Here is a 22,377-nt window from a genome sequence, read left to right on the forward strand (position 1 = left end):
CCATGGAGCAGATCCTCGAACTGACCGACGCCGAACTCGACACCGTCGTCGGCGGCCAGGGCAGCGACCCCAGCACCTGCGCGTCGTCCCCGGACGGCGTCTGCGTGTGCAGCGCCACCGTGTGACCCGGACCGACCCCGTGCAGGTGGTCGGGACACCAACCGGGGTGTGAGCGGGCCAGCTTGACCCTGGCCCGCTCACACCCCGGCCCTGACGGGACCGGCGAGGCCGGCCCTCGGCTCATCCTTCCAGCTACCCGGCCCCACCTCGACCTCCGGATTTCCGGGTACCGCACCGGGAGCCCGTCCCCGGTGGCGTCAACGCACCGCAGTCACCGGACGGGTGCTCCGGTCGGCGCGTACCGCGGGCGCCCGGCGGGCCGGTAGACCTGGATCGCCACGCCCTTCGAGTCGACCCGCGACCCGACCAGGTCGAGCGCGAGGTCCGGGCCGGCCGCCGGGAACAACCGCGCCCCCTGGCCGACGACCACCGGGATCACGACCAGGGTCAGCTCGTCGACCAGGTCGTGCTCCAGCAGCCACCGGATCAGGGCGCCGCTGCCGTGCACCTGCACCTCACCGCCCGGCTCGGCCTTCAGCTCCCGGACGGCGGACACGAGGTCACCGGACAGGACGGTCGTGCCCGACCACGCCGGATCGGTGAGCGTCGTCGACGCCACGTACTTGGGCCGCGCGTTCAACGCCTGCAGGACGGGCTCCCAGCCGGGCACGTCCCGGGCCGCCAAGGTCCCCCACGAACCGGCGAACAGCTCGTAGGTGCGCCGGCCGAACAGGAACGCGTCGGCACGCCGGTAGGTCTCGTTGATCGACGCGCGGGTCTCGTCGTCGCCCTTGCCCCTGGCCCACCCGCCGCGCTCGAACCCGCCCCGGCGGTCGTCCGACGCGGCACCGTTGCCCTGCATCACCCCGTCGACGGTCACCTGGGTCATGGTCGTCAGCTTCATGTTCGCGCGTCCCCTGCTCGGTGCCGGCCCCTCGCGGGCGGCCTCACCACTGCTACGAACACGACCGCCCCGATCCGACACCGCCGCCCGGATGTCGACCCGGTGCGGGCACCGTCACCCCGGACCACCGGGATGGGCGAGGTCGTAGGCGAGGGACAGCTTCCGGGGCACCACCATCCGCCACGCGTCCACGACGAACTCGCGGGCCTCGGCCGGGTCCAGCGCCGCGAGTTCCGCGCCGACCCAGTTGAACCGCATGTCCGACTCCGCCGGCAGCCGGAACTTCCCCGGCTCGCCGGCGACGAGCGCGGCGCGCTCCTCCTTCGGGAACGCGAACCCCATCACCGCCTCGTCGAGGGAGAACGCGACGTAGACGATCTGCTTGACCCGGAACTTCAACCGGCCGCGCACGTAGACCGGGTAGGAGCGCTCCAGTTCCGAGCCCAGTGCGCGAACGTCCTCCACCACCGCCATGACCCACCCCTCACCCGAGGACGCGCGCCGCCCCGGACCTGACCGCGACGGCACCGGCGTCCCGCTCCAGTGTGGCAAGGACGTCGGCGGCGTCGAACGCCTCGCCGGGCGCCGCGGCACCCACGGTCCGGTGACGTCCCCCCAGGAGCCGGACGGCGCCTTCCACGACGATCGGCGCGGAGACGGCGTAGATGTCTCGCCCGGTCGCCGTCATCCGCAGCGCGTCCCCGCCGCGCCGCACCACCACGTCCACCACGAACCGCTGTGCCGATCGCCCGTGCTCGTCGGTCGAGGCCGGCGCCGGCGTGGCGGCGTCACGCAGGTCGTCCAGCGCGGCGGTGTTCAGGTACGACCGCAGCTCGCCCACGTCGAGGTGGCGGTCGATCGTGATCACCTCGGAGAACGGCAGCTGCACGACCGGCTGGTCACCGAGCGGCGACGGGTAGGACCAGGTGCGGGACGGTGCGGGGCTCTCCAACGCGGTCAGCGCGCCGCCGCGGATCACCTGGCGGGTCGCGGTGTTGCGCGTCCCGGTGGCCCGGGTGCCCGCGGTCGGCCACCAGCGGTCCAGGCCGATCGCGACCTCGACCTCGTCTGCTCGCGAACCACCGCCGAGCGCGGCCGTGACCAGCAGGTCGGCGAGACCGCCGTAGAAGGCCATGGCGGGGACGACGGCGACGCCCGCGGCCCGAGCGGGTGCGTCGAGCTCGCGGTAGAGCGCCGCCACGACCGGCTGCTCGGCGGTGACGTCGAGGTAGTGGGCACCGGCCCCGACCGCGGCGTGGGCGAGCGGGAGCGCGGTGTCGAGGAACGGCCCGGCGCAGTTGACGACCGCGCCGGTGCCGGCCACCGCCCGCCGGAGCACGTCGGGCTCCTCGATGCCCACCACCCGGCGTTCGAGGGCGGCGTGTCGGGGCGGGACGGCGGCCAGGCGCTCGGCGCTGCGGCCGGCCAGCACGGGAACGAGGTCCCGCCGCAGCAGCTCGTCGACGACGAAGCGCCCTGTGTGACCGGTGGCGCCGTAGACGAGGACTCGATCGGTTGCGTTCACGACACCATCGTCGGGCGCGACACCGGTCCGGCACGAGTGTCTGGAACGACGCTGGTCGTACACTATGAGACGTGCCCAGGGTCGCCCTCGCCGTGCACGGCTCCGCGATGCTCTACGAGATCGCGATCGCCTCCGAGGTCTTCGGCGTCGACCGCTCGGAGCTGTCCCCCACCGGCAAGTGGTACGACCTCGTGGTCTGCACCGCCGACGGCGCACCGCACCCCTGGCTGCCGCACCTGCCGACCACGTCGTACGCCGGGATCGCCCACGTCGACACCGTCGTCGTGCCATCGTCCGACGACCTCGACGACAACCCCGACCCCGCCCTCGTCGACGCGCTGCGCGCCGCCCACGCCCGCGGCGCCCGCATCGCCTCCCTGTGCACCGGCGCGTTCGTCCTGGCGGCGGCCGGAGTGCTCGACGGCCGGGCCGCGACCACGCACTGGATGCACGCCGACGACCTCGCCCGCCGCTACCCGCAGGTCGACGTCCGGCCCGACGTGCTCTACGTCGACGAGGGCGACGTGCTCACCTCCGCCGGCAAGACCGCTGCCCTCGACCTCTGCCTCCACCTGGTGCGCCGCGACCTCGGCGCCGCCGCCGCCAACGGCATCGCGAGGCGGCTCGTCGTGCCCGCCCACCGCAGCGGCGGCCAAGCGCAGTTCATCGCCCCGCCCGCCGAGCCGCGCAACCCGGACGGCCTGGCGCCCACCCTGGAGTGGGCGCGCGCCCGCCTCGACCGGCCCCTGACCGTGCGCGACCTCGCCGCGCACGCCAACCTCAGCACCCGCCAGCTCGCCCGCCGGATGCGGGCGGAGCTCCAGGCCGGGCCGCTCGACTGGCTGCACCACCAGCGGATCGCCCGCGCCCAGGAACTCCTCGAACGCACCGACGCCTCGATCGACCACGTCGCGACCAGCTGCGGCATGGGGACCGCCACCACCCTGCGCCGCCACTTCCACCGCGTCCTCGGCGTCACCCCGACGGCCTACCGGGCGACGTTCCGCCTGGAGTGACACCGCCGCGCGACCACCGCCCGCCACACCGTCCACATCGGACAGTCGTCGGCGATCGACCGCCCGCAACAGTTTCGCGATGCTTGTGGCGCGGTGTTCGACACCGCTAGAACTGGTCGGTCGCCGTTCGATTCGGGAGGGGATCGCACATGCGCTCGATCGGACTGTTGTTACCCGTGTTGCTGACGGCTGCTCTCGCCACACCGATCACGGCCACCGCACAGGCCCGACCAGCGCCGGACTCGCCGCCGCCGGGATGGGCGATCACCGGCGAGCGGCTGGCGTGGACGGCGCCCGCGCCGGTCCCACCGGGCGGCGCGGCGGTCGAGTTCTGGGACGGCGACCGGCTGCTGGGCGTGCCGCGCCCGTCCGCCGACCTGCGCACCTACACCCTCGACGCGGCAGGGGTCGGTGAGGCCGACGGATTGCAGGTGCGGGTCTCGGGCCGGCGGTTGGACGCCGCCGAACCCGAACCCCCGTCGACCACGGCCAACGTGACACCGACCGCGCCGCTACCCGCGGGTGACGTCGACCCCGGCACCCCCGGCCCGTTCGCCACCCGCACCGGGGAGTACGACCTCGACCCGATCGCCGTACCCGGCTACCCCGTGCCGCTGGAGATGACGGCCGTCGTCGTCGCGCCGACCGACGCACCGGGCACGCGCCCCCTCGCGCTCTTCCTGCACGGCAGGCACATCACCTGCTACGACGGCACCGTGATGCTGCTGGAGTGGCCCTGCCCGGTGAACGCCAAGCCGGTGCCGAGCCACCGCGGCTACCTCCAGGCCCAGCGGCTGCTCGCCTCCCAGGGCTACGTGACGGTGTCGGTGTCGGCCAACGCGGTCAACGCCCACGACACGCTCGACTTCGAATCCGGCGCGGGGGCGCGGTCGGCGCTCGTCCGCGCCCACCTGGCCAAGTGGGCCAACTGGGCCGGTACCGGCCGCGATTCCGCACCCGACGTGGTCCGCGCCGCGCCCGTCGCCGACCTGGGGAAGGTGCTGCTGGTCGGGCACTCCCGGGGAGGCGAGGGCGTCAACCGCGCCGCGATCGACAGCCTCTCCCCCGCACCGGGCGACGGCCCGGCGCGCTGGACCGTCAAGGGCACCCTGCTCATCGGCCCGACGATCTTCGGGCACAACCCCGCGCCCGACGTGCCGTCCGCGACGATCCTGCCCGGCTGCGACGGCGACGTGTCCGACCTGCAAGGTCAGCTGTTCGTGGACGCGACCCGCGGGGTCGGCCGGGGAACCGCGCTGCACAGCGCCCTGTACTTCGTCGGCGCCAACCACAACTTCTTCAACACCGAGTGGACGCCCGGACAGGCGGAAGCACCGGCCCAAGACGACTTCCGCGACACCTTGGTCGACGCGGTGTGCTCACCGGGCACCGCCACCCGGCTCACGGCCGTGCAGCAGCAGACCGCCGGCGCCACCTACATCGCCGCCGCGGCACGCCTGTTCGTCGCGGGCGACCAGCGGGTGCTGCCGCTGCTGGACGGATCGGGCGTCCGCGCACCCTCCGCCGACCCCGCACGGGTGCTCGCCAACGCCGTCGGCGGCGCGCGCTCCCCCCTCGTCGTACCCGACGAGACGACCTCGGCGACCGGGTCCGCACGGGTGTGCGCGCAGGTCTCGGCCGACCCGGCCGCGGCGTGTGTCGACCCGGCCGTCAGCCGCCCGTCGCCGCACTTCACCCGGTTCAACCGGATGGTCGCGGAACCCGGCCGGTTCGCCGTGGCGCTGCGGTGGACCGCCGACGGGCAGGCCGCCACCGTGCGCCCCGGCACGCCGATGTCCCTGGCCGGGGCACGACACCTGGCGCTGAGGCTGGCCGTGCCGCCGAACACCACCGCCAACCGCTTCACCGTGGCCGTCACCGACGCGGCCGGGCGACGCGCGCAGCTGGGCACGGTGACGCTGGACGGACTGCCCGCCACCGAACGGCTGTCCGCCAACTGGGCGCAGGAAGTCCGCGTGCCGCTGCCGCCCCGCGGGCTCGACCTGCGCCACATCACCGAACTCGAACTCGTACCCCACGGCGGCTCCGGACAGGCGTGGCTCATCGACGCCCACGGCCGCGCGCCCGGACTGCCCCTCGCCCGCCCGGTGGCCCTGCCGCGCGTCGACGTCGGGGCGCTCACCGTCGCGGAAGGCGACTCCGGCACGCAGACCATCCGGTTCCCCGTCTCGGTCACCGGCGACGGCGCGGGTTCGGTGCGGGTGTTCGTCCAGGACGAGGACGGCCGCGCGTACACCCACGAACTCGTGGCGATCGAACCCGGACAGCACCTCGTCGAGATCCCGGTGCAGGTCACCGGCAACACCCGCTGGAGCCTCGGCGCGAAGCGCGTCGTGCTGGCCAAAGCCGTGCGGGGCGCGGTCGTCGGCCACTACACCGACAGGTTGACCGTGCCGAACGACGACCCGCTCCCGACCATCACCGCCACCCCCGTCACCGACGCGGTCACCGAGGGCGGCACCCTGACCTGGCGGGTGACGCTGTCCTCGCCGGCCGACTCGAACATCACCGTCGCGGGCAAGCCCATGGCACCCGGAGAGGCCGAGCTGTCCACCACCGACGTCGACGAGGTGTGGTTCCGCCAGCGCGTCTTCCAGGAGGACCCGCTGCCGTCACGGCCGCTGTCGAGCACCGGGTTGGAGGTGATCGCGTACTTCCAACGCGGCGAGGTGAACAAGGACGTCTCCGTCCTGACGGTCACCGACGCGGAAACCGAACCCGTCGAGCACATCCGCTTCGACCTTGCGACGCGCACACCGGGCCAGATCGCTGTCCCGATCTTCGGCACGATCACCGACACCGCAGCAAGCGGGCGGTGACAGGCGGACCCACCGATCCGCACCCGCCGCCCCAAGGTTCCCTCCACACGATCCCCTCGACACGGTCAACGCCGACACCTTCCGCCGCCGCACCACCACACCCTCGGAGACAACCCCCATGGCCGATTTCGCTGCCGCCGTCGCACCACGGGCCTCCATGCTGGTGGCGGACGACGGCACCGAGATCGCCCACTACCGCTGGGAACCGGACGCCGGGACCGAGCCGCACCCCGTTCCCGTGGTGCTGCAGCACGGTTTCGCCGCCCACGCGATGGTCGAGTGGGTCGATCCCGGCGTGGTGGCGGCCCTCACCGCCGACGGGCGGAGCGTCGTCGGCGTCGACGCGCGCGGTCACGGGCGGTCGGGGAAGTCGGCCGACCCGGCGCGTTACGGCGAACCCCGCATGGTCCGCGACCTGTGCGCGATCATCGACACCCTCGACGTGCCCTCGGTGGACCTCGTCGGCTACTCGATGGGAGCGATCATCGCCCTGCTCACCGCCGCGGCCCGGCCCGACGTGCGCAGGCTCGTCGTCAGCGGCGTCGGCGCCGGGACCGTCGAGGTCGGCGGCGTCGACACCCGCGTGCTGCCCAACGACGTCTTGGCCGAAGCGCTCCTGGCCGTCGGCCCGACACCCGTGCCACCCGAGGTCGCCGGTCTGCGCGCGTTCGCCGAAGTGGTCGGAGCGGACCTGCCCTCCCTGGCCGCGCAGGCCCGCTCCGCCCACCAGGGCGGCATCGACCTCACCGCCGTCACCGCCCGCACGCTGGTGATCACCGGCGACGACGACCCACTCGCCCGACGCCCCCACGTCCTCGCCGACGCCCTCCCCGACGCCCGGCTGCTGGTGGTGGCCGGCGACCACGGCACCACGCTCGGCAACCCCGACTTCACCTCGGCCGTCGTGGAGTTCCTGGGCGGTCGACGCGGCTGACGACCGCCATCCCGTGCTAAAAGAATCAGCGCATCCTTTTAGCAATCCACAAAGCACACCGCCCGCCCCACCCGCACGTCCGATGCGAAACATTTTCGGCGCGTCTTGACCGCGCGAAATCCGTCCACCACAGTTTGAAGAATGCGACCGGCATTCCCCGGATTGCCCACGCGGACGTAATCGCGTCCGTCGCAAGCGGCCGTTCGGACGTTGCCCGTGCCGCGGTCTGCCCCCACCTCGACGAAGAGGAGCACACCCATGGCCGGACCAGGCCACCACCCGCCCACCGCCGTCCACCACGCCCGCCGGCGTCGCTTGGTCGGTGTCACCGCCGTCGTCGCCGTGCTGCTCGGCGGGCTGATGGCGGCGTTCGCCGCGGCACCCGCGTCCGCGGCGACCGTCGACACCAACGCGTGGTACGCGCTGGTCAACCGCAACAGCGGCAAGGCGTTGGACGTCTACAACCTCGCCATGAACGACGGCGCACGCATCACCCAGTGGACCCGCACCAACGGCACGAACCAGCAGTGGCAGTTCGTGGATTCGGGCAACGGCTACTACCGCGTGAAGTCCCGGCTTTCGGGCAAGGTGCTCGACGTCCACAACTACTCCACCGCCGACGGCGGCCCGATCGTCCAATGGGCCGACAACAACACCACCAACCAGCAGTTCCGCCTCGCCGATTCCGACAACGGCCACGTCCGCCTGATCAACCGCAACAGCAACAAGGCGGTCGAAGTCCAGGGCGCGGCCACCAACGACGGCGGCAACATCGTCCAGTACCCGTGAAGGCGCGTACGCCGACAACCGCTTCACCGTGTTCCGCCCGTCCGACCCCCAGGCCCTCGGCCGCCCCCTGCCCGTGGTGGCCTTCGGCAACGGCGCCTGCGCGCACACCAACAACAGCGAGGTCACCCAGCTGCTGACCGCCGTCGCGTCGAAGGGCTTCGTCGTGGTGGACATCGGCTCGGTCAACGGGTCCGCCAACGGCCTGCCCAGCGGCAGCCCCATCCCCTCGCTGCTGACCGACGCGATCACCTGGGCCGAACGCGAGCAGAACCGCTCCGGCGCAGCGCTGTCCCAGCGGCTCGACCTGACCAGGGTGACCACCGCAGGCCACTCGTGCGGCGGCCTGGAAGCCCTCATCGCCGCCCAGGACCGCCGGGTCGACGCCACCGTCTCGCTGAACAGCGGCCTCTTCGCCGACGGCTCCTTCGGCTACTCGCGCTCCGAGTTGAGCAAGCTCCACGCACCCGTGCTGTACATGGACGGCGGCCCCTCCGACATCGCCTACGAGAACACCCGGGCCAACTACAACCTGACCACCGTTCCCACCGTCCTGGCCGAACACCCCCAGGCCGGGCACGGCGGCTTCATCACCGGCTACCAGATGACCGACGGCGTGACCACGTTCGTCCACTTCCTCGACATGGTCCTCAACGGCAACCAGACCGCCCGCACCTACATCCTCGACCCGTCCGGACTGGCCTCCAAGGCGCCTTGGACGGTGGCCAAGAAGAACTTCTGATCGCGCACCCGGCGGTCGAGGTCTCCCCCTCGCAGCGGGGAGACCTCGACCGTGCCGGAGCTCAACGACGCCCGACGATGTGCCGGCCCGCCGTTGCAAGGCCACGAGTCGGCGAAGACGCCGGCCACGCGACGTCGTCGATCGCCAGCCACGGCGCGACCGCCACACCCGAAGGCGTGAGCCCGGTGAACGCCTTCACCTCGCGGTGCAGGTGCGACTGGTCGACATAACCGCTCTCCACCGCCACACCGGCGGCGGCGTGACCAGCCGCGAGGAGACGGCCGGCGTGATCGAACCGCACCAGCCGGGCAGCGCGCTTGGGACCGATCCCCAACTGCGCCCGGAAACGGGACCACAACCGCTTGCGGTCCCAACCGACCTCGCCCGCCAGACCTTCGACGTGAACCCGCCCCCGACTGGCGCGCATCCGCCGCCACGTGTGGACGACCTCCGGCTCGACCCGCGCACGGGCGCACAACCGCTCGCCGACGACCTCCGCCGCGATCGTGAACCGCTCCTCCCACGACGCGGCGGCGCGCAACCTGTCCTCGACCCGCCCGGCACCGCGACCCCAGACGTCCGCCAGGGACGCCATCGTCCCGCTGAGATCGGGTGCGGCGTCGAGCACCGCCGCCGCCACGTCCGGGTCCAGCCGGATCTGGAGGCACTCACCCACGCGGCCACCGGCCCGCAGATCGCCCGGCACCAACCCGATGACCACGCTGCCGCGCTCGTACCGACCGCGGCTGTCGCACACCACGCCTTCGCCCTCGCTCAGGTCGATCAGCACGGTGACGGCCGGGTGCGCGACCATGTCGATGCCCACGGGAGTGGGGACACGCCGGCGGAACCCGGCCATGCTGATCCCCGGCAGCCGATGCGACCGACGCGGGACCACGACGTCCACCGTCGTCCAGTCCGGCGGTGCCCCGGTCACCAGCACACGACCAGTCTAGGCATCGCGAGTCCGGTGCGGAGTGCCGACGGCCCGCTGCCGCGAAGTCCAGCCCGACAGCAGTCCACCGGTCGTCTCGGGCACCTCGAACACCGGGAGGTGCCCCACACCGGACAACAACTCGATCCGCACGCCCGGCACCACCTCGTACTCGTGCGCCGACGACGGGTCCCAGCGAGGATCGGCCGCACCGAACACCACCAGCACCGGGACCGCGAGAGCGGCAAGGCGATCGGGCACGCTGCGCTCGGCGAGGTAGGCGGCGTTGCAGCGCGACAACGCCCTGAACGCGTCGTACGAGGTGCGCCTGAAATCGGCGACCGCGTCGCCGGGGACCTCCACAGGGCGAGCGGCCGTCGCCTGGATTCCCCTGCGGATCACCGAATCCGAACGCCTCGACCAGATCAGCCGGCCGAACGGCGGACCGAGCAGGACGCGGAGGATCAACGGCTGGGGCAGCAGCGCACCGAGGTGCGGACCGCTGCTGATCAACGCGACCGACCCCACCAGGTCGGGGCGCTGCTCGGCGAGGGCGGTGGCGACGTAGCCGCCGCTGGAGTGCCCGACGACGGCGACGTCACGCAGACCGAGGTCGTCCAGCACCGCCGCCACCCGGCTCGCCTGCGCGGGCACGTCGTAGGACGGTGGAGGTGGTGACTGGCCGCAGCCCGGGAGGTCGACCCGGATGACGTGGTGGTGGCCGGCGAGTGCCGCGACCACCGGGCTCCACGAGGCACCCGAGGCGCCCGATCCGTGGATGAGCAACAACGGCGGCGCCTCCCGCGCACCGTCGCGCACCACGTGCATCCCCCGCATCGCTTGCACTTCCTGTGGATGCTCAACACCGTTCTCGCTCATGCGAGGGATGCTGCACGGCCGCCGACCACCCGTCTTGGACGAATGTCGTCACGCAGTGATCACCGCGGCCGGAAACCCCGCCCCTCGGTGAGGGCGCGCAGGACTCCGGGGACGCCGTCATCGTCGCGCAGGACGAACCGCGGAGGCGTCGCACAACCCCTGCGATTCCACGAAGAAGTGCGTGTAGACGACACTCACCACGCCCTCTGCCAATCGGCGCTGGATTCTGTCAGCACTGAAGCTATAAAGCTGAGCATGCTCGAAGTCAGCGGAACAGGGTGCTGCCGAGTGGGCGCTGTTGGTCGAAGCCTGGCAGCACGAGGAACGTTGCGGTGGCGGTGGTCGTGGTGAACGGCAGCAGGGCGTCGTCGGTGTCCATCCGGGTGAGGGTGTTGGTGAACGTGCGGAGGTCGTTCTGGAAGCTGATGAACAGCAGGCCCGGTGAGGGGTCGGCGATGCTGTACGAGCGGCGCAGCATGAGGCCGACGCCCACCGCCGCGGAGTGCGCCCGGCGGACGTGGGAGCCGACCGGGATGAGGTAGCGCCCGTCCGGTGTCTTGGCGCCCAGGTCCGGGTCGGTGGCGATGTGACCACCGGACAGCGGTGCGCCGGTGTCCCTGCCGCGACCGAAGACCGCCTCCTGGTCGGCCACGGACAACGCCGCGAACTTCGGCAGGTCAAGTTCCATGCGCCGCAGCACGGCGATGGTGCCGCCGGCGACCGGAGCCGGACCGGCCAGCCACAGGTCTCGACGCTGTTGGGAGGCCGTGTGCGGGCCCACGATGCCGTCGACGAAGCCGAACACGTTCCGTGGCGCGGCAAGGCCTTCGTTCACTGGAACGGTGGAACCGCGATGCCCCGACTGGCGCCAGCGTTCGCGCACCCGGTCACCGGCCTGGTCCAGCAACGCGGCGGCGGCGATCGACAGCACGACCGGGTCACCGGCGCAGACCTGCACCATCAGGTCACCGCCACGTGCCCGCGGGTCGACCTGTTCGCGGGAGAACTGCGGCAGGTCCGCCGTGCCGGGCAGCGAAGCGCCTGCCACGCGCACCAACCGGGGGCCGAGCCCGATCGTCACCGTGAGATCACCCGGCGACGAGCCCAGCAGTCGCACGTCGGTCCCCGCCGTGAGCGCGCGGACGACCTCGCCGAGTTCGGCCAGCAGCGGGCCGACCGCGACACCCTCCTCCACGTCCGCCACCACGACCAGCAGGTTGCGCTGGGCCTCGCCCGGGGTGGTGATGCCCGCCTGGTGAGGACCCGTCGGCGGCACCGGCGGGACGTCGCGCGAGTCCGGCTGACCGGTACCCGGTTCACACCCGGCGGCCAAGCCGGCCAGCACGGCGGTGCCGAGGAAAGCGCGGCGTGACGGGTGGTTCTCGGCTCGGCGCACGCTGTGGAGGGTGCCAGATCCGCCCCGCCGCGGTGCATCCGGCGGTCGTGCCAGACTGGGCCCATGCTTCGTTTCGGTCTGGCCGTGATCGCGGCGGTGCCGGCGCTCGCACTGGCCGGTTGCGGTGTCGGCGACGACGGTTCGGCCGAGGCCGGTGGCAGTCGACCGGCGGGCGCGAACGTGACGATCCGGGTGCCCGCCGACGCGCCGACGATCTCCGCCGCGGTGTCCCTCGCCCAGTCCGGCGACCTCGTGCTGGTCGCGCCGGGCGTCTACCACGAGTCGGTCAAGGTCGACACGGCCCGCGTGACCCTCCGCGGCGAGTCGCGGGACGCGGTCGTCATCGACGGGCAGCTGCGGCAGCCCAACGGCGTCGTCGTCACCGCTCCCGGTGTGGCGGTGGAGAACCTGACCGTGAAGAACAACACGCACAACGGCGTCCTGGTCACCGGTTCGGCCAGGGCCGCCGCCGGCACCCCGGGCAGCGGCGGCTACGACACCGGCGACGAGCCGGTCACCTTCCTGAAGTCGTTCCTGGTCTCCCACGTCACCGCGACCCGCAACGGCCTGTACGGCATCTACGCGTTCTCCGCGCAGGACGGCGTGATCGAGCACTCGTACGCGTCGGGTTCGGCGGACTCCGGCATCTACGTCGGCCAGTGCAAGCCGTGCCGGATCGTGGTGCGGGACAACATCGCCGAGCTGAACGCCGTCGGTTACGAGGGCACCAACGCCAGCGGTGACGTGTACGTGGTCGGCAACCGCCTCGTCGGCAACCGGGTGGGGCTCACCACCAGCTCCGACCACCAGGAGAAGCTGTTGCCGCAGCAGGGCTCGGTCGTCGCCGGCAACCTGGTCGCGGCCAACCAGCAGGCGTCGACCCCCGAGCAGGCCGACGGCGGGTGGGGCATCGGGATCGGCATCGACGGCGGCAGTGACAACCAGGTCGTCCGCAACCGGGTCGAGGGCAACGCCGACGCGGGCCTGGTGATCACCGCGACCGCCGACATCCCGCCGAACGGCAACCAGGTCGCCGGCAACGCGTTCGCGGCCAACGGCGTCGACGTCGGCTGGGTGTTCCCCACCGCCACCAGGGGACGCGGGAACTGCCTGCGCGACAACGTCCTCACGACGACCGCGCCCGACCGGCTCGTGACGACCGCGGCCTGCCCGGCCGCCGACCAGTCACCGTCCGGCACGTGGGCGCGACCGAAGCCACCGCGCGGCATCCCGTTCACCGACGTGGCCGCGCCTCCCGTGCAGCCGCAGTCCCCCACCGCCACCACCGAGGTCCCAGCCGTTCCGACCCTGCCGGACGTCGAGAAGATCCCGCTGCCCTCGACAGCGCTGCTCGCCGAAGCCGCACTGATGCGGACAGCCTGAACGGCGCCTAACCCGCCGGGGTGACGCCCGGCGCCGGCTGGACCGGGACGTACTCCCCGGCGCCGAGGTCGATGACCACCGGCTGCGGCTCGGAGTCCACATCGGCCTCGACGCGGTGCATGGTGCCGTCCGAGTCGATCCAGTAGCGCACGTTCCCCGTGGTGCCGGGCTTCCCGCGCGCGGCCGGACCGGACATGACGTCCACCCGGTGGCCCCTCACCTCGTCCTGGCCGACCCACGAAGCACCGTTCTGGGGCAGGAGTTCGGCGTTGTCCGGCCGGTCGCTGCCGAGGCTCAGCGCGATGAGCAGCGCGCTGTCCAACGAGCTGCCGGACTTCTGCAGCGGACGTCGGTGCCACTCCGACGCCGGCGGCGATGCCGGCGCTTCCACCGGCGCATCCCCCATCGGGTGGACGAACACGGTGGTAGTGGTCCACTGGATCAGCCCGTCACTGGACGTGTCGCGCCCGGAGCCGCGCACCACCCCATAACCGAGTCCCGCTCGGTAATCCACGGACCCGGTGACGACCAGGCCTCCGGCGGTGGTGGGCACGGTGATCGTCACCGCGCGGCCACCCGCCTCGTAGTTGCGGAATCGCGTGATCGCCAGCCGGTTCACCTCGTCCGAGGTCAGCGCGCGCGGATCGGCTGTCCCGGAAGGGGAATCCAGCACGACGAACGTGGTAACCCCGATTACTGCGGCCACCACAACGCCCACTACGCTTATGATCCATCGTCGCTGTGACCGCCGACGCTGCGGGAAGGGTCGCCGGACTCGCACGTTAGGCACGCGCCGGGATGCTAACAGCAATGCGTTTCACACCTTGATTCACCCAATCGTATGGCACACGTGTACTCGCAATTCTGGTTGTCTATACCGGATTACGACTACTTCCGCAGGGGGAACAGCGATGATCCGGACAACCCGGACGCGCACGGGTCGGTCGGCGCGGGTAGGGCTGACGGGTCTGTTGCTGGTGACCAGCGCGATCACCGGGGGAACAGCCGGCACGGCCGCGGCGTCGGCGACGGACGGCACGCTGACCGTCCAGGTGTTGCGCGACTTCTTCGGCACCGGCGTCATCAACACGACGATGGACGTGCCGCAGCAGGGCATGAACGTCGACGTCTCCGACCGGGAAGGCCACCACGTCGCCGGCGTCACTGACGCCACCGGCAAGGTCGTGGTGCCGCCGTCGACCGCCCTGACCGGCGGTCACTACCGCGTCGACGTCACCGTCCCGGAGCCGTACAGCGACTACCTGCGGGCGGCACCGGCGTCCACGGCGACCAACCACTTCGACAGCTTCACCACGTTCGTGGACGTGTCGGACGGCAAGGACGACTCGGTGATCACCGGCGTCTGGAACCCGGTCCACTACGCGCTGCCGGACGCCCGGTACTTCGTGCCCGTCCAGAACGGCGGCAACGGGACGGACACCCGGGCGCTGGTGGCGTTCGGGGTGGACACCCGCGGCACGTGCCCGCAGGACGTCGCGTGCCCGACCGTGCTCGCCACCCAGGCGCAGGTCGGCACGACGTTCGGCCTGGCCTACGACAAGGACCGGCGTCGGCTGTTCCAGAGCGCGTTCGCCCGGCGGCACACGCTGTACGGGCCGGAGGGCGGTGACGCGATCTACACCGTGCCGGTCGACGGCGGCGGCGCGCCGGCCCTGTTCGCGAAGGTCGCGGGCGCCACGGTGACGCCGCACGACACCGACTACCTCATCAAGGACGCCGGGTTCACCGACGCGCCAGGCAAGGAGGGCATCGGCGGTCTGGCCCTGTCGGAGGACGGCTCCACGCTGCACGCGGTGAACCTGCTGACCCGGACCCTCGTCAGCTTCGACGCCACCGGGTCGGTGGCCGCGGCTCCCTCGGCCACGGTGCCGATCCCGGACCCCGGCTGCGCCGCGTCCACCGACTGGCGGCCGTTCGCCGTCACCGCGCACGACAGCACCCTCTACGTCGGCGGTGTGTGCAGCGCGGAGAGCACGCAGGACCGAGCGGACCTGCGGGCCGTGGTCTACGCCTACGACGGCACGCAGTTCACCGCGGTGCTGACCCAGCCGCTCGGCTTCGAGCGCGGCGTGATCATCGCCGGCCGGGTCGGCCCCGACGGCCAGGGCAACCACTGGAACCCCTGGGACACCGACCTGTCGCGGTGGGACGAGCACGACCTGACCGGCGGCGGCGCGATGATCGACCCGCAGCCGCACCTGGCCAGCCTGGCCTTCGCGCGCGACGGGTCCATGATCCTCGGGTTCCGCGACCGGTTCATGGACGTGGTGGGCTGGGGCGCGCTGGACCCGCGTCCGGGCAACAACGCCACCCAGAACGGCTTCTCCGGCGGCGACATCGCCATGGCCTGCGCCAACCCCGGCGGCGGCTACTCCTGGGAGGGCACCGGGAACTGCGCCGACCACACGACCGGGCTGGACGACGGCGTCCAGGAGGACGCCGTGGTCGAGTACTTCCCGGGCGACTACTTCTCCCAGCAGGGCCCGGCCGGACGCGCGGCGCACCAGGAAGCGGCGCAGGGTGCGGTCGCCTACATCCCGCAGCAGCCGTGGGCCGTCAGCACGCAGATGGACCCGACCGTCAACGTCGCCGCCGGCGGCACCGGCTACTACCACACGACGACCGGTGAGGGCCCCGGCCACAACCCGACCGCCAACGCCTACGAGTTCGTCGGCCAGAACCAGAACGGGTTCGGCAAGGCGGGCGGGCTGGGCGCCATCGCGTACCAGGCGGCGAACGCGCCGATCCAGATCGGCAACCTGGTGTGGTTCGACGGCGACCGCAACGGCGTCCAGGACCCGGCGGACGTGCGGCTGCCGGGCGCGACGATCAACCTGCTGGACGCCTCCGGCAAGCAGGTCGCCACGACCAAGACCGACGCGGCGGGCGAGTACTACTTCGGCGGTGTCGGCGCGGCCTACGAGTTGACGCCGGGCGCGGAGTACACCGTGCAGTTCAACGTCTGCACCGCGAACACCGGCAAGGTGCCGAGCCAGCCGCCCGCCGCCGACCTGCGGTTCACGCTGCCGGTCGTCGGTGAGGACCGGGTGCACGACTCCAACGTGGTCCCACCGACCACAGGGCCGCTGTGCAGCGGTTTCGCGCCGGTCACGGCACCGGCCAACGCCGGGGAGGTCGATCACACCATCGACGCCGGCGTCCACATCCCCCAGCCGCAGCCGACCACGACGACGCCACCGCCGACGACGACCACGGAGCCGACGACACCGGCTCCGACCACGACGGCGCCGGCCGCCAAGGACCCGGGTTCGCTCGCGCAGACCGGTGTCTCCGGCGGTCTGCCGTGGGTGGCGCTGCTCGGTGTGCTGGTCCTCGGAGCGGGTGGGGCACTGGCGTTCGCCAGCCGGAAACGCCGCGCCCAGCAGGACTGAAAGTCCGGTCTCGGACACCTGAGCCAATGCCGACAGGGCGGGCGGTCACGTCGACCGCCCGCCCTGTCGGCGTTGCATTGGAATTCCACTGGGTCGCGATCCCGGAATTCCCACCCCTATCAGCCGTTGCGGCCTCGCCGGCTTTTCCGCTATGCGCGCGCGTCCCCATCGGAATCCTTCCGGTAACCCGGCGCGTGCTCGCAAGACCTGACACGGACTGTCCGGTCCGTTAGGCCACTTGGCCCTTCACTTTTGTTGAAACCATGCATAAGTTGCAGATGGTTGACGCGAAAGACTGCCATCTCGCCGAACCGCTGACTGGACCACCACGACCTTCGACGTCGTCCGCGCGACCACGCGGCGGACGGCTTGTTCGACGCGCCGGGAATACGCGGGCCGTTCATTCCGCGAGCCGCCTGTTCCCGCTCCCCGTCGTACCCTCACCCACTCCGACGCCGTTTTCGCACGCATTCCGTCGACCGGATGGAGAACGATGGACGAGCACGACCGACCCGGCTGGTTCACCAGGCTCGTGTCCCGTCGCACCGTGCTGGCGACCGGCACGGCAGGACTGGCCGTGCCCGCCGCCCTGGCGCTGGGACCGGCGTCCTCCCGGCACGCCGCCAGTGCGCAGACGGGTGTGGTCAAGAAGGTCACCCTGTACGCGGAAGCCCTGCCCGACAACCAGTACGGGTACGGACTCGCACCCGGCCAGGCCACGATCCCCGGTCCGGTCCTGGAGATCTACGAGGGCGACACGCTGGAAGTCACCCTGGTCAACAACACCGACCGGCGGATGTCCATCCACCCGCACGGCGTCGATTACGGCGTCGAGTCCGACGGCAGCCCGCTCAACGCCTCCTTCAACAACCCCGGCGAGACGCGCACGTACACCTGGCGCTCACGGGAGATGGTGGCCACGGCGGGGAGGCGGCTGATGCCGGGCAACGCGGGCTACTGGCACTACCACGACCACGCCATGGGCACCGACCACGGCTCCCTGGGCATCGCCCGGGGGCTGTACGGCGCGCTGGTCGTGCGCCGCCGGGGCGACATCCTGCCGGACAAGCAGTTCACCGTCGTGTTCAACGAGATGACGATCAACAACCGGGTCGCGCCGGACACGCCGATGTTCGAGGCGAACCTCGGCCAGCGGGTGGAGTGGGTCGCGATCGGGCACGGCAACCAGTTCCACACCTTCCACCTGCACGCGCACCGGTGGGCCGACAACCGCACGGGGATGCTCGAAGGCCTGTCCGACCCCAGCCAGGTGATCGACAACAAGGACCTCAACCCCGGCAGCTCGTTCGGGTTCCAGGTGATGGCGGGCGAGGGCGTCGGCCCGGGCGCGTGGATGTACCACTGCCACGTGCAGAGCCACTCGGAGACCGGGATGTCCGGGATCTTCCTCGTGCGCAACGCCGACGGCACCATGCCGCCCGGCGCGCAGGAGGCGATCGACCGGTTCCGCGGGCACGACCACGGCGCGGCAGCCGGACGAGGACCTGCCCGGGGGCACGGGCAGCACCAGCACTCGCCATCGCGATGACCTCGTGGCCAGGCCACGACGAAGGAGTGAGGGATGAGGCCAGGGATCTCTTCAGGCGGACGACGCGGGAGAAGGGCGTTGTCGGCGGTGACCGCCGCGGTGGTGCTGATCGGCGGATCACCCGGCTACGCGACCGCTTCCCCGGCGGTGCCGTCGCCGCCGACCACCACCGCTGCCGCGCCGACGTCGGTGCTGGTCTTCCACGGCCCGGCCGACGAGCAGCAGGACCCGGTCGCCCGCGCCACGCAGGCGTTCCGCGACATCGGGGCGGCCAACGGCATCACCGTCGACGAGTCGTCCGACCCCGCCGCCTTCACCGCGGACAACCTCGCCGGGTACCGCGGTGTGGTGTTCCTGTCCGCGGCGGGCGTGACGTTCAGCCGTGACCAGGAAGCGGTGCTGCGCGACTACATGAAGGCCGGCGGTGGCTTCCTCGGCGTGGCCGACGCCGCGAAGGCGCAGCCCGAGTCCGCCTGGTTCACCGGCCTCATCGGCACCCGGCCCGTGGGCACCAACGCCACTCCCGAGACGGTGAACGCGGTGACGGCGAGCGGCGAGAACCCGCCGAACGAGACCAAGGAGATGCTGGCCGACGGCAAACCGGAGACCAAGTGGCTGGTCCGGAGCCAGACGCCGTGGGCGGCCTACCGACTGCCCGCGGCCGTCGCGGTGAACCGCTACGCGCTCACCTCGGCCAACGACGCGCCGGGCCGTGACCCGAAGGACTGGACGCTCCAGGGTTCCGCCGACGGCACGACCTGGACCGACCTCGACCGCCAGACCGGCCAGGCGTTCCAGGAGCGCTACCAGAGCCGGACGTTCACCATCGCCGAACCGCGGTCGTTCCAGCACTACCGCCTGAGCGTCACGGCCAACTCGGGCGAGCCGATCACCCAGCTGGCCGACCTGCGCCTGTTCTCCGGTGACCCCACGCCCGTGCCGGACCCGGACGTGCACCGGTCCGTGGTGAACCTCGTCGACCGGCAGCACCCGGCCAACGAGGGCCTGCCGCTGAACATCACCCGGTCGGACCGCTGGTACAACTGGACGCCCAGCCCCGTCGGCACCGTGCACGCGGTCGCGCAGGTCGAGGAGCGGCACTACGACCCCGGTCCCGGCGCGAACGGCCCGTTCCACCCGGTGTCCTGGTGCCGCGACTACGAAGGCGGGCGATCCTTCTACACCGGCATGGGCCACACCGAGGACGGTTACGGCGAGGACGCCTTCCGCCGCCACCTGACCGGCGCTCTCCAGTGGACGACCGGCCTGGTGCGCGGCGACTGCCAGGCCACCATCGCGGCGAACTACCGGATCGAGCGGTTGACCGCGGCCAACCAGACCGGTCGGCTCGACCAGATCGGCGAGCCGCACGGCCTGACCGTCACCCCGGACGGCACCGTGCTCTACGTCGGCAAGGCCGCCTGCCCGACCGGCCCGGTCGTCGACTGGGCCGACCCCGAGGTGGGCCTGGGCTGCGGCACGATCCACCAGTTCGAGCCCGCCACCAAGCAGGTGAAGCTGCTGGCGACGCTGCCGGTGATGGGCAACCGGGGCAGCGGCACCGAGCTGGTCAAGAACGAGGAGGGCCTGCTCGGCATCGTGCCCGACCCCGGGTTCGCCGCGAACGGCCGGCTCTACGTCTACTGGATGCCGCACGACACCGTCGACCGGGAGAAGCGGACCGGCAAGCGGACCGTCTCCCGGCTGACCTACGACCACACGTCCCAGACGATCGACCTCGCCACCCGCAAGGACCTGCTCCAGTGGGAGGTCCAGCAGCACAGCTGCTGCCACGCGGGCGGCGGCATGGCGTTCGACGCCAAGGGCAACCTGTACGTGGGTTCCGGTGACAGCAACTCCTCCCTGGGGTCGCAGGGCTACTCCGGCAACAACTGGACCGCGGAGTGGCAGGGGCTGTCCTTCCAGGACGCCCGTCGCACGGCCGGCAACACCAACGACCTCAACGGCAAGATCCTCCGCATCCACCCCGAGCCGGACGGCACGTACACGATCCCGCCGGGCAACCTCTTCGCGCCCGGCGTCGAGAAGACCCGACCGGAGATCTACGTGATGGGCGTGCGCAACATCTCGCGCCTCCAGGTCGACCCCGTCACCCAGTGGCTGACCGCGGCGTGGGTCGGTCCGGACGCGAACGTGCCCAGCCCTGAACTGGGTCCGGCCAAGTACGAGACCGCGACCATCATCACCGAGGCGGGCAACCACGGGTGGCCCTACTGCATGGGCAACAAGCAGCCGTACCGCGACCGGAGCACCACCGACGCGACCGTGCTCACCGGGTGGTACGACTGCGACGCGCCGAAGAACCACTCACCGCGCAACACCGGGTTGGTCGACCTGCCGCCGGTCAAGAACAACATGATCTGGTACGCGCCGGGCGGCGGCGGTCCGGTCTTCCCGGCCCGCCCGGACGGCAGCGGCATCCCGACCTACAACCCCGCCGACGCCACCTACACGCAGCCGTACCTGCGTGGCGGCGGCCAGGCGATCATGACCGGCCCGACCTACCACCGGGAGCTGGTCGACACCGGCAGCGGTGTCGCGTGGCCGGAGTACTGGGACGACAAGTGGTTCATCGGCGACCAGTCCAACTCGGCCAACCGGGTCGCGGTGACCGTCGACCCGGCCGGCGTGCCGACCGCCGCTCCCCCGCCCTTCGCCGAGACCCTGCGCGCGATCATCCCCGGCGGCCTCGGCAACGACCGGGTGCAGAGCTGGATGGACGCGAAGTTCGGCCGGGACGGCGCGCTCTACCTGCTCGACTACGGCGGCGGGTTCTTCAGCCTGCACGCGAACCAGAAGCTGGTCCGGATCACCTACCGGGGCGGTGCCAAGACACCGGCGCCGGCCGCGACCTCCGTCGCGGTGCAGGACAAGCCGCTGACCGTCGCCTTCACCGGCTCGCGGTCCGGCGGGGTGTCGCACCGCTGGGAGTTCGGCGACGGCAGCTCCTCCACCGAGGCCGACCCCCGGCACACCTACGCCCGGGTCGGCGACTACCAGGCCAAGCTCACCGTGACCTACGCCGACGGCGAGACGCAGGTCGTGCCGGTCGCCGTGGAGGTCGGCTGCGCGGTCCCCGACGACCGGGCCACGGTGTGGCTGGGCGAATCGGACTCGGGCGTGGCCAACGAGGACGTCGGCGCCGGCTGCACGATCAACGACCTGATCGACGACGAAAGCCCGTGGACCGACCACGGCGCCTTCGTCCGGCACGTCACCGCGGTCGCCGACCAGCTCCAGCGCGACGGCGTGATCACCAGCCGGGAGAACACCGCGCTGGCCCGCACGGCCGCCGGCTCGGACATCGGCACGGCGGACAACACCGGGTACGAGCCCGTCTTCGACGGCACGGCCGAGTCGTTGCGCGGGTGGGTGCAAGCACCGTCGGGATCGTTCTCGATCCAGCCGGACGGTTCGCTGCGCTCCTCCGGCGGGCTCGGCATGCTGTGGTACGCCCGCAAGCAGTTCGGCGACTTCTCGGTGAAGTTGCAGTTCCGCGACATGTCACCCGAGGGCACGCACGCCAACAGCGGCGTGTTCACCAGGTTCCCGGACCCGCGCACCCCGGTGGAGCAACGTCCGCCGGGCAGCTGCGGGACGGTCGGCTCGGCGCGGACGTCACCCGCGTGGGTGGCGATCTACTGCGGGCACGAGGTCCAGATCTACGACGGCGCGACCGGTGAACCGCAGAAGACCGGGTCGATCTACAACTTCGACCCGATCGGACCGCCGCCGTCCGGCACGCCCGCCAAGGGCGTCTGGAACGACTACGAGATCCGTGTCGTCAGACAGCACTACACGATCATCCGCGACGGTGTGGTGATCAACGAGTTCGACAACGCACCCGGCAAGCAGTCGTCCCGGGCGGGCGATCCGCCGACGGACCTGCGCCAGTTCGCCGCGGGCTTCCTCGGCCTGCAGAACCACGGCGCCAACGATGTGATCGACTTCCGCAACATCCGAGTGCGGTCCCGGTAGCCGAGCGCTCAGGGAAG

Annotated in this window: 17 protein-coding genes; 10 read left to right on the plus strand and 7 right to left on the minus strand. The window is 71.8% G+C overall.

The window, feature by feature from the left end:
- Nucleotides 1-2 precede the first annotated feature (2 nt).
- Complete coding sequence (locus OQ02_RS46685; protein ID WP_269321618.1) at nucleotides 3-125, plus strand: hypothetical protein; 123 nt, start codon at nucleotides 3-5, stop codon at nucleotides 123-125.
- Between the two features lie 206 nt (nucleotides 126-331).
- Here the strand turns inward: OQ02_RS46685 and OQ02_RS15255 are convergent, their stop codons facing one another.
- The 3 genes from OQ02_RS15255 to OQ02_RS15265 form a co-directional block, all read right to left on the minus strand.
- Nucleotides 332-964, minus strand: coding sequence for a dihydrofolate reductase family protein (locus OQ02_RS15255; RefSeq protein WP_033439083.1), 633 nt, complete (start codon nucleotides 962-964; stop codon nucleotides 332-334).
- Nucleotides 965-1,078: 114 nt separating this feature from the next.
- A complete protein-coding gene (locus OQ02_RS15260; RefSeq protein ID WP_033439258.1) occupies nucleotides 1,079-1,438 on the minus strand; it encodes an MmcQ/YjbR family DNA-binding protein in 360 nt (119 codons plus the stop codon).
- 10 nt (nucleotides 1,439-1,448) lie between these two features.
- Nucleotides 1,449-2,489, minus strand: a complete 1,041-nt coding sequence (locus OQ02_RS15265) for a saccharopine dehydrogenase NADP-binding domain-containing protein (RefSeq protein ID WP_051772341.1) — start codon at nucleotides 2,487-2,489, stop codon at nucleotides 1,449-1,451.
- A 71-nt stretch (nucleotides 2,490-2,560) separates the two neighbouring features.
- Here OQ02_RS15265 and OQ02_RS15270 point away from each other — a divergent pair, with 71 nt between their 5' ends.
- The 5 genes from OQ02_RS15270 (at nucleotide 2,561) to OQ02_RS15290 (ending at nucleotide 8,807) form a co-directional block, all read left to right on the plus strand.
- Nucleotides 2,561-3,505, plus strand: coding sequence for a GlxA family transcriptional regulator (locus OQ02_RS15270; protein ID WP_033439084.1), 945 nt, complete (start codon nucleotides 2,561-2,563; stop codon nucleotides 3,503-3,505).
- Between the two features lie 149 nt (nucleotides 3,506-3,654).
- Nucleotides 3,655-6,345, plus strand: coding sequence for a hypothetical protein (locus OQ02_RS15275; protein ID WP_033439085.1), 2,691 nt, complete (start codon nucleotides 3,655-3,657; stop codon nucleotides 6,343-6,345).
- Nucleotides 6,346-6,463: 118 nt separating this feature from the next.
- A complete protein-coding gene (locus OQ02_RS15280; protein WP_231500044.1) occupies nucleotides 6,464-7,279 on the plus strand; it encodes an alpha/beta fold hydrolase in 816 nt (271 codons plus the stop codon).
- A 258-nt stretch (nucleotides 7,280-7,537) separates the two neighbouring features.
- Nucleotides 7,538-8,068 (plus strand): RICIN domain-containing protein, encoded by a 531-nt coding sequence (locus tag OQ02_RS15285; protein ID WP_081915662.1) that lies wholly within the window; start codon nucleotides 7,538-7,540, stop codon nucleotides 8,066-8,068.
- Nucleotides 8,069-8,096: 28 nt separating this feature from the next.
- Complete coding sequence (locus tag OQ02_RS15290; protein WP_051772342.1) at nucleotides 8,097-8,807, plus strand: alpha/beta hydrolase; 711 nt, start codon at nucleotides 8,097-8,099, stop codon at nucleotides 8,805-8,807.
- A 61-nt stretch (nucleotides 8,808-8,868) separates the two neighbouring features.
- Here the strand turns inward: OQ02_RS15290 and OQ02_RS15295 are convergent, their stop codons facing one another.
- From OQ02_RS15295 to OQ02_RS15305, 3 genes are all read right to left on the minus strand, one after another.
- On the minus strand, nucleotides 8,869-9,750 hold the full coding sequence (locus OQ02_RS15295) for an AraC family transcriptional regulator (protein WP_231500045.1): 882 nt from the start codon (nucleotides 9,748-9,750) through the stop codon (nucleotides 8,869-8,871).
- A gap of 9 nt (nucleotides 9,751-9,759) precedes the next feature.
- Complete coding sequence (locus tag OQ02_RS15300) at nucleotides 9,760-10,620, minus strand: alpha/beta fold hydrolase (RefSeq protein WP_033439087.1); 861 nt, start codon at nucleotides 10,618-10,620, stop codon at nucleotides 9,760-9,762.
- A gap of 265 nt (nucleotides 10,621-10,885) precedes the next feature.
- Complete coding sequence (locus OQ02_RS15305) at nucleotides 10,886-12,016, minus strand: Dyp-type peroxidase (protein ID WP_033439088.1); 1,131 nt, start codon at nucleotides 12,014-12,016, stop codon at nucleotides 10,886-10,888.
- Between the two features lie 63 nt (nucleotides 12,017-12,079).
- Here OQ02_RS15305 and OQ02_RS15310 point away from each other — a divergent pair, with 63 nt between their 5' ends.
- Nucleotides 12,080-13,399, plus strand: a complete 1,320-nt coding sequence (locus OQ02_RS15310; protein ID WP_033439089.1) for a right-handed parallel beta-helix repeat-containing protein — start codon at nucleotides 12,080-12,082, stop codon at nucleotides 13,397-13,399.
- A 7-nt stretch (nucleotides 13,400-13,406) separates the two neighbouring features.
- On the opposite strand, the gene OQ02_RS15315 is transcribed toward OQ02_RS15310, so the two are convergent.
- Nucleotides 13,407-14,072, minus strand: a complete 666-nt coding sequence (locus OQ02_RS15315; protein ID WP_231500046.1) for a hypothetical protein — start codon at nucleotides 14,070-14,072, stop codon at nucleotides 13,407-13,409.
- Nucleotides 14,073-14,310: 238 nt separating this feature from the next.
- Between OQ02_RS15315 and OQ02_RS15320 the strand changes: the two genes are divergently transcribed.
- The 3 genes from OQ02_RS15320 (at nucleotide 14,311) to OQ02_RS15330 (ending at nucleotide 22,360) form a co-directional block, all read left to right on the plus strand.
- Entirely contained in the window at nucleotides 14,311-16,812 is a 2,502-nt protein-coding gene (locus OQ02_RS15320) for an SdrD B-like domain-containing protein (RefSeq protein WP_081915663.1), read from the plus strand.
- A 493-nt stretch (nucleotides 16,813-17,305) separates the two neighbouring features.
- Nucleotides 17,306-18,361, plus strand: coding sequence for a multicopper oxidase domain-containing protein (locus OQ02_RS15325; protein ID WP_081915664.1), 1,056 nt, complete (start codon nucleotides 17,306-17,308; stop codon nucleotides 18,359-18,361).
- A 33-nt stretch (nucleotides 18,362-18,394) separates the two neighbouring features.
- Entirely contained in the window at nucleotides 18,395-22,360 is a 3,966-nt protein-coding gene (locus OQ02_RS15330; RefSeq protein ID WP_033439090.1) for a ThuA domain-containing protein, read from the plus strand.
- Nucleotides 22,361-22,377 lie beyond the last annotated feature (17 nt).

The organism is Saccharothrix sp. NRRL B-16314, assembly GCF_000716595.1.
Taxonomy (GTDB): domain Bacteria; phylum Actinomycetota; class Actinomycetes; order Mycobacteriales; family Pseudonocardiaceae; genus Actinosynnema.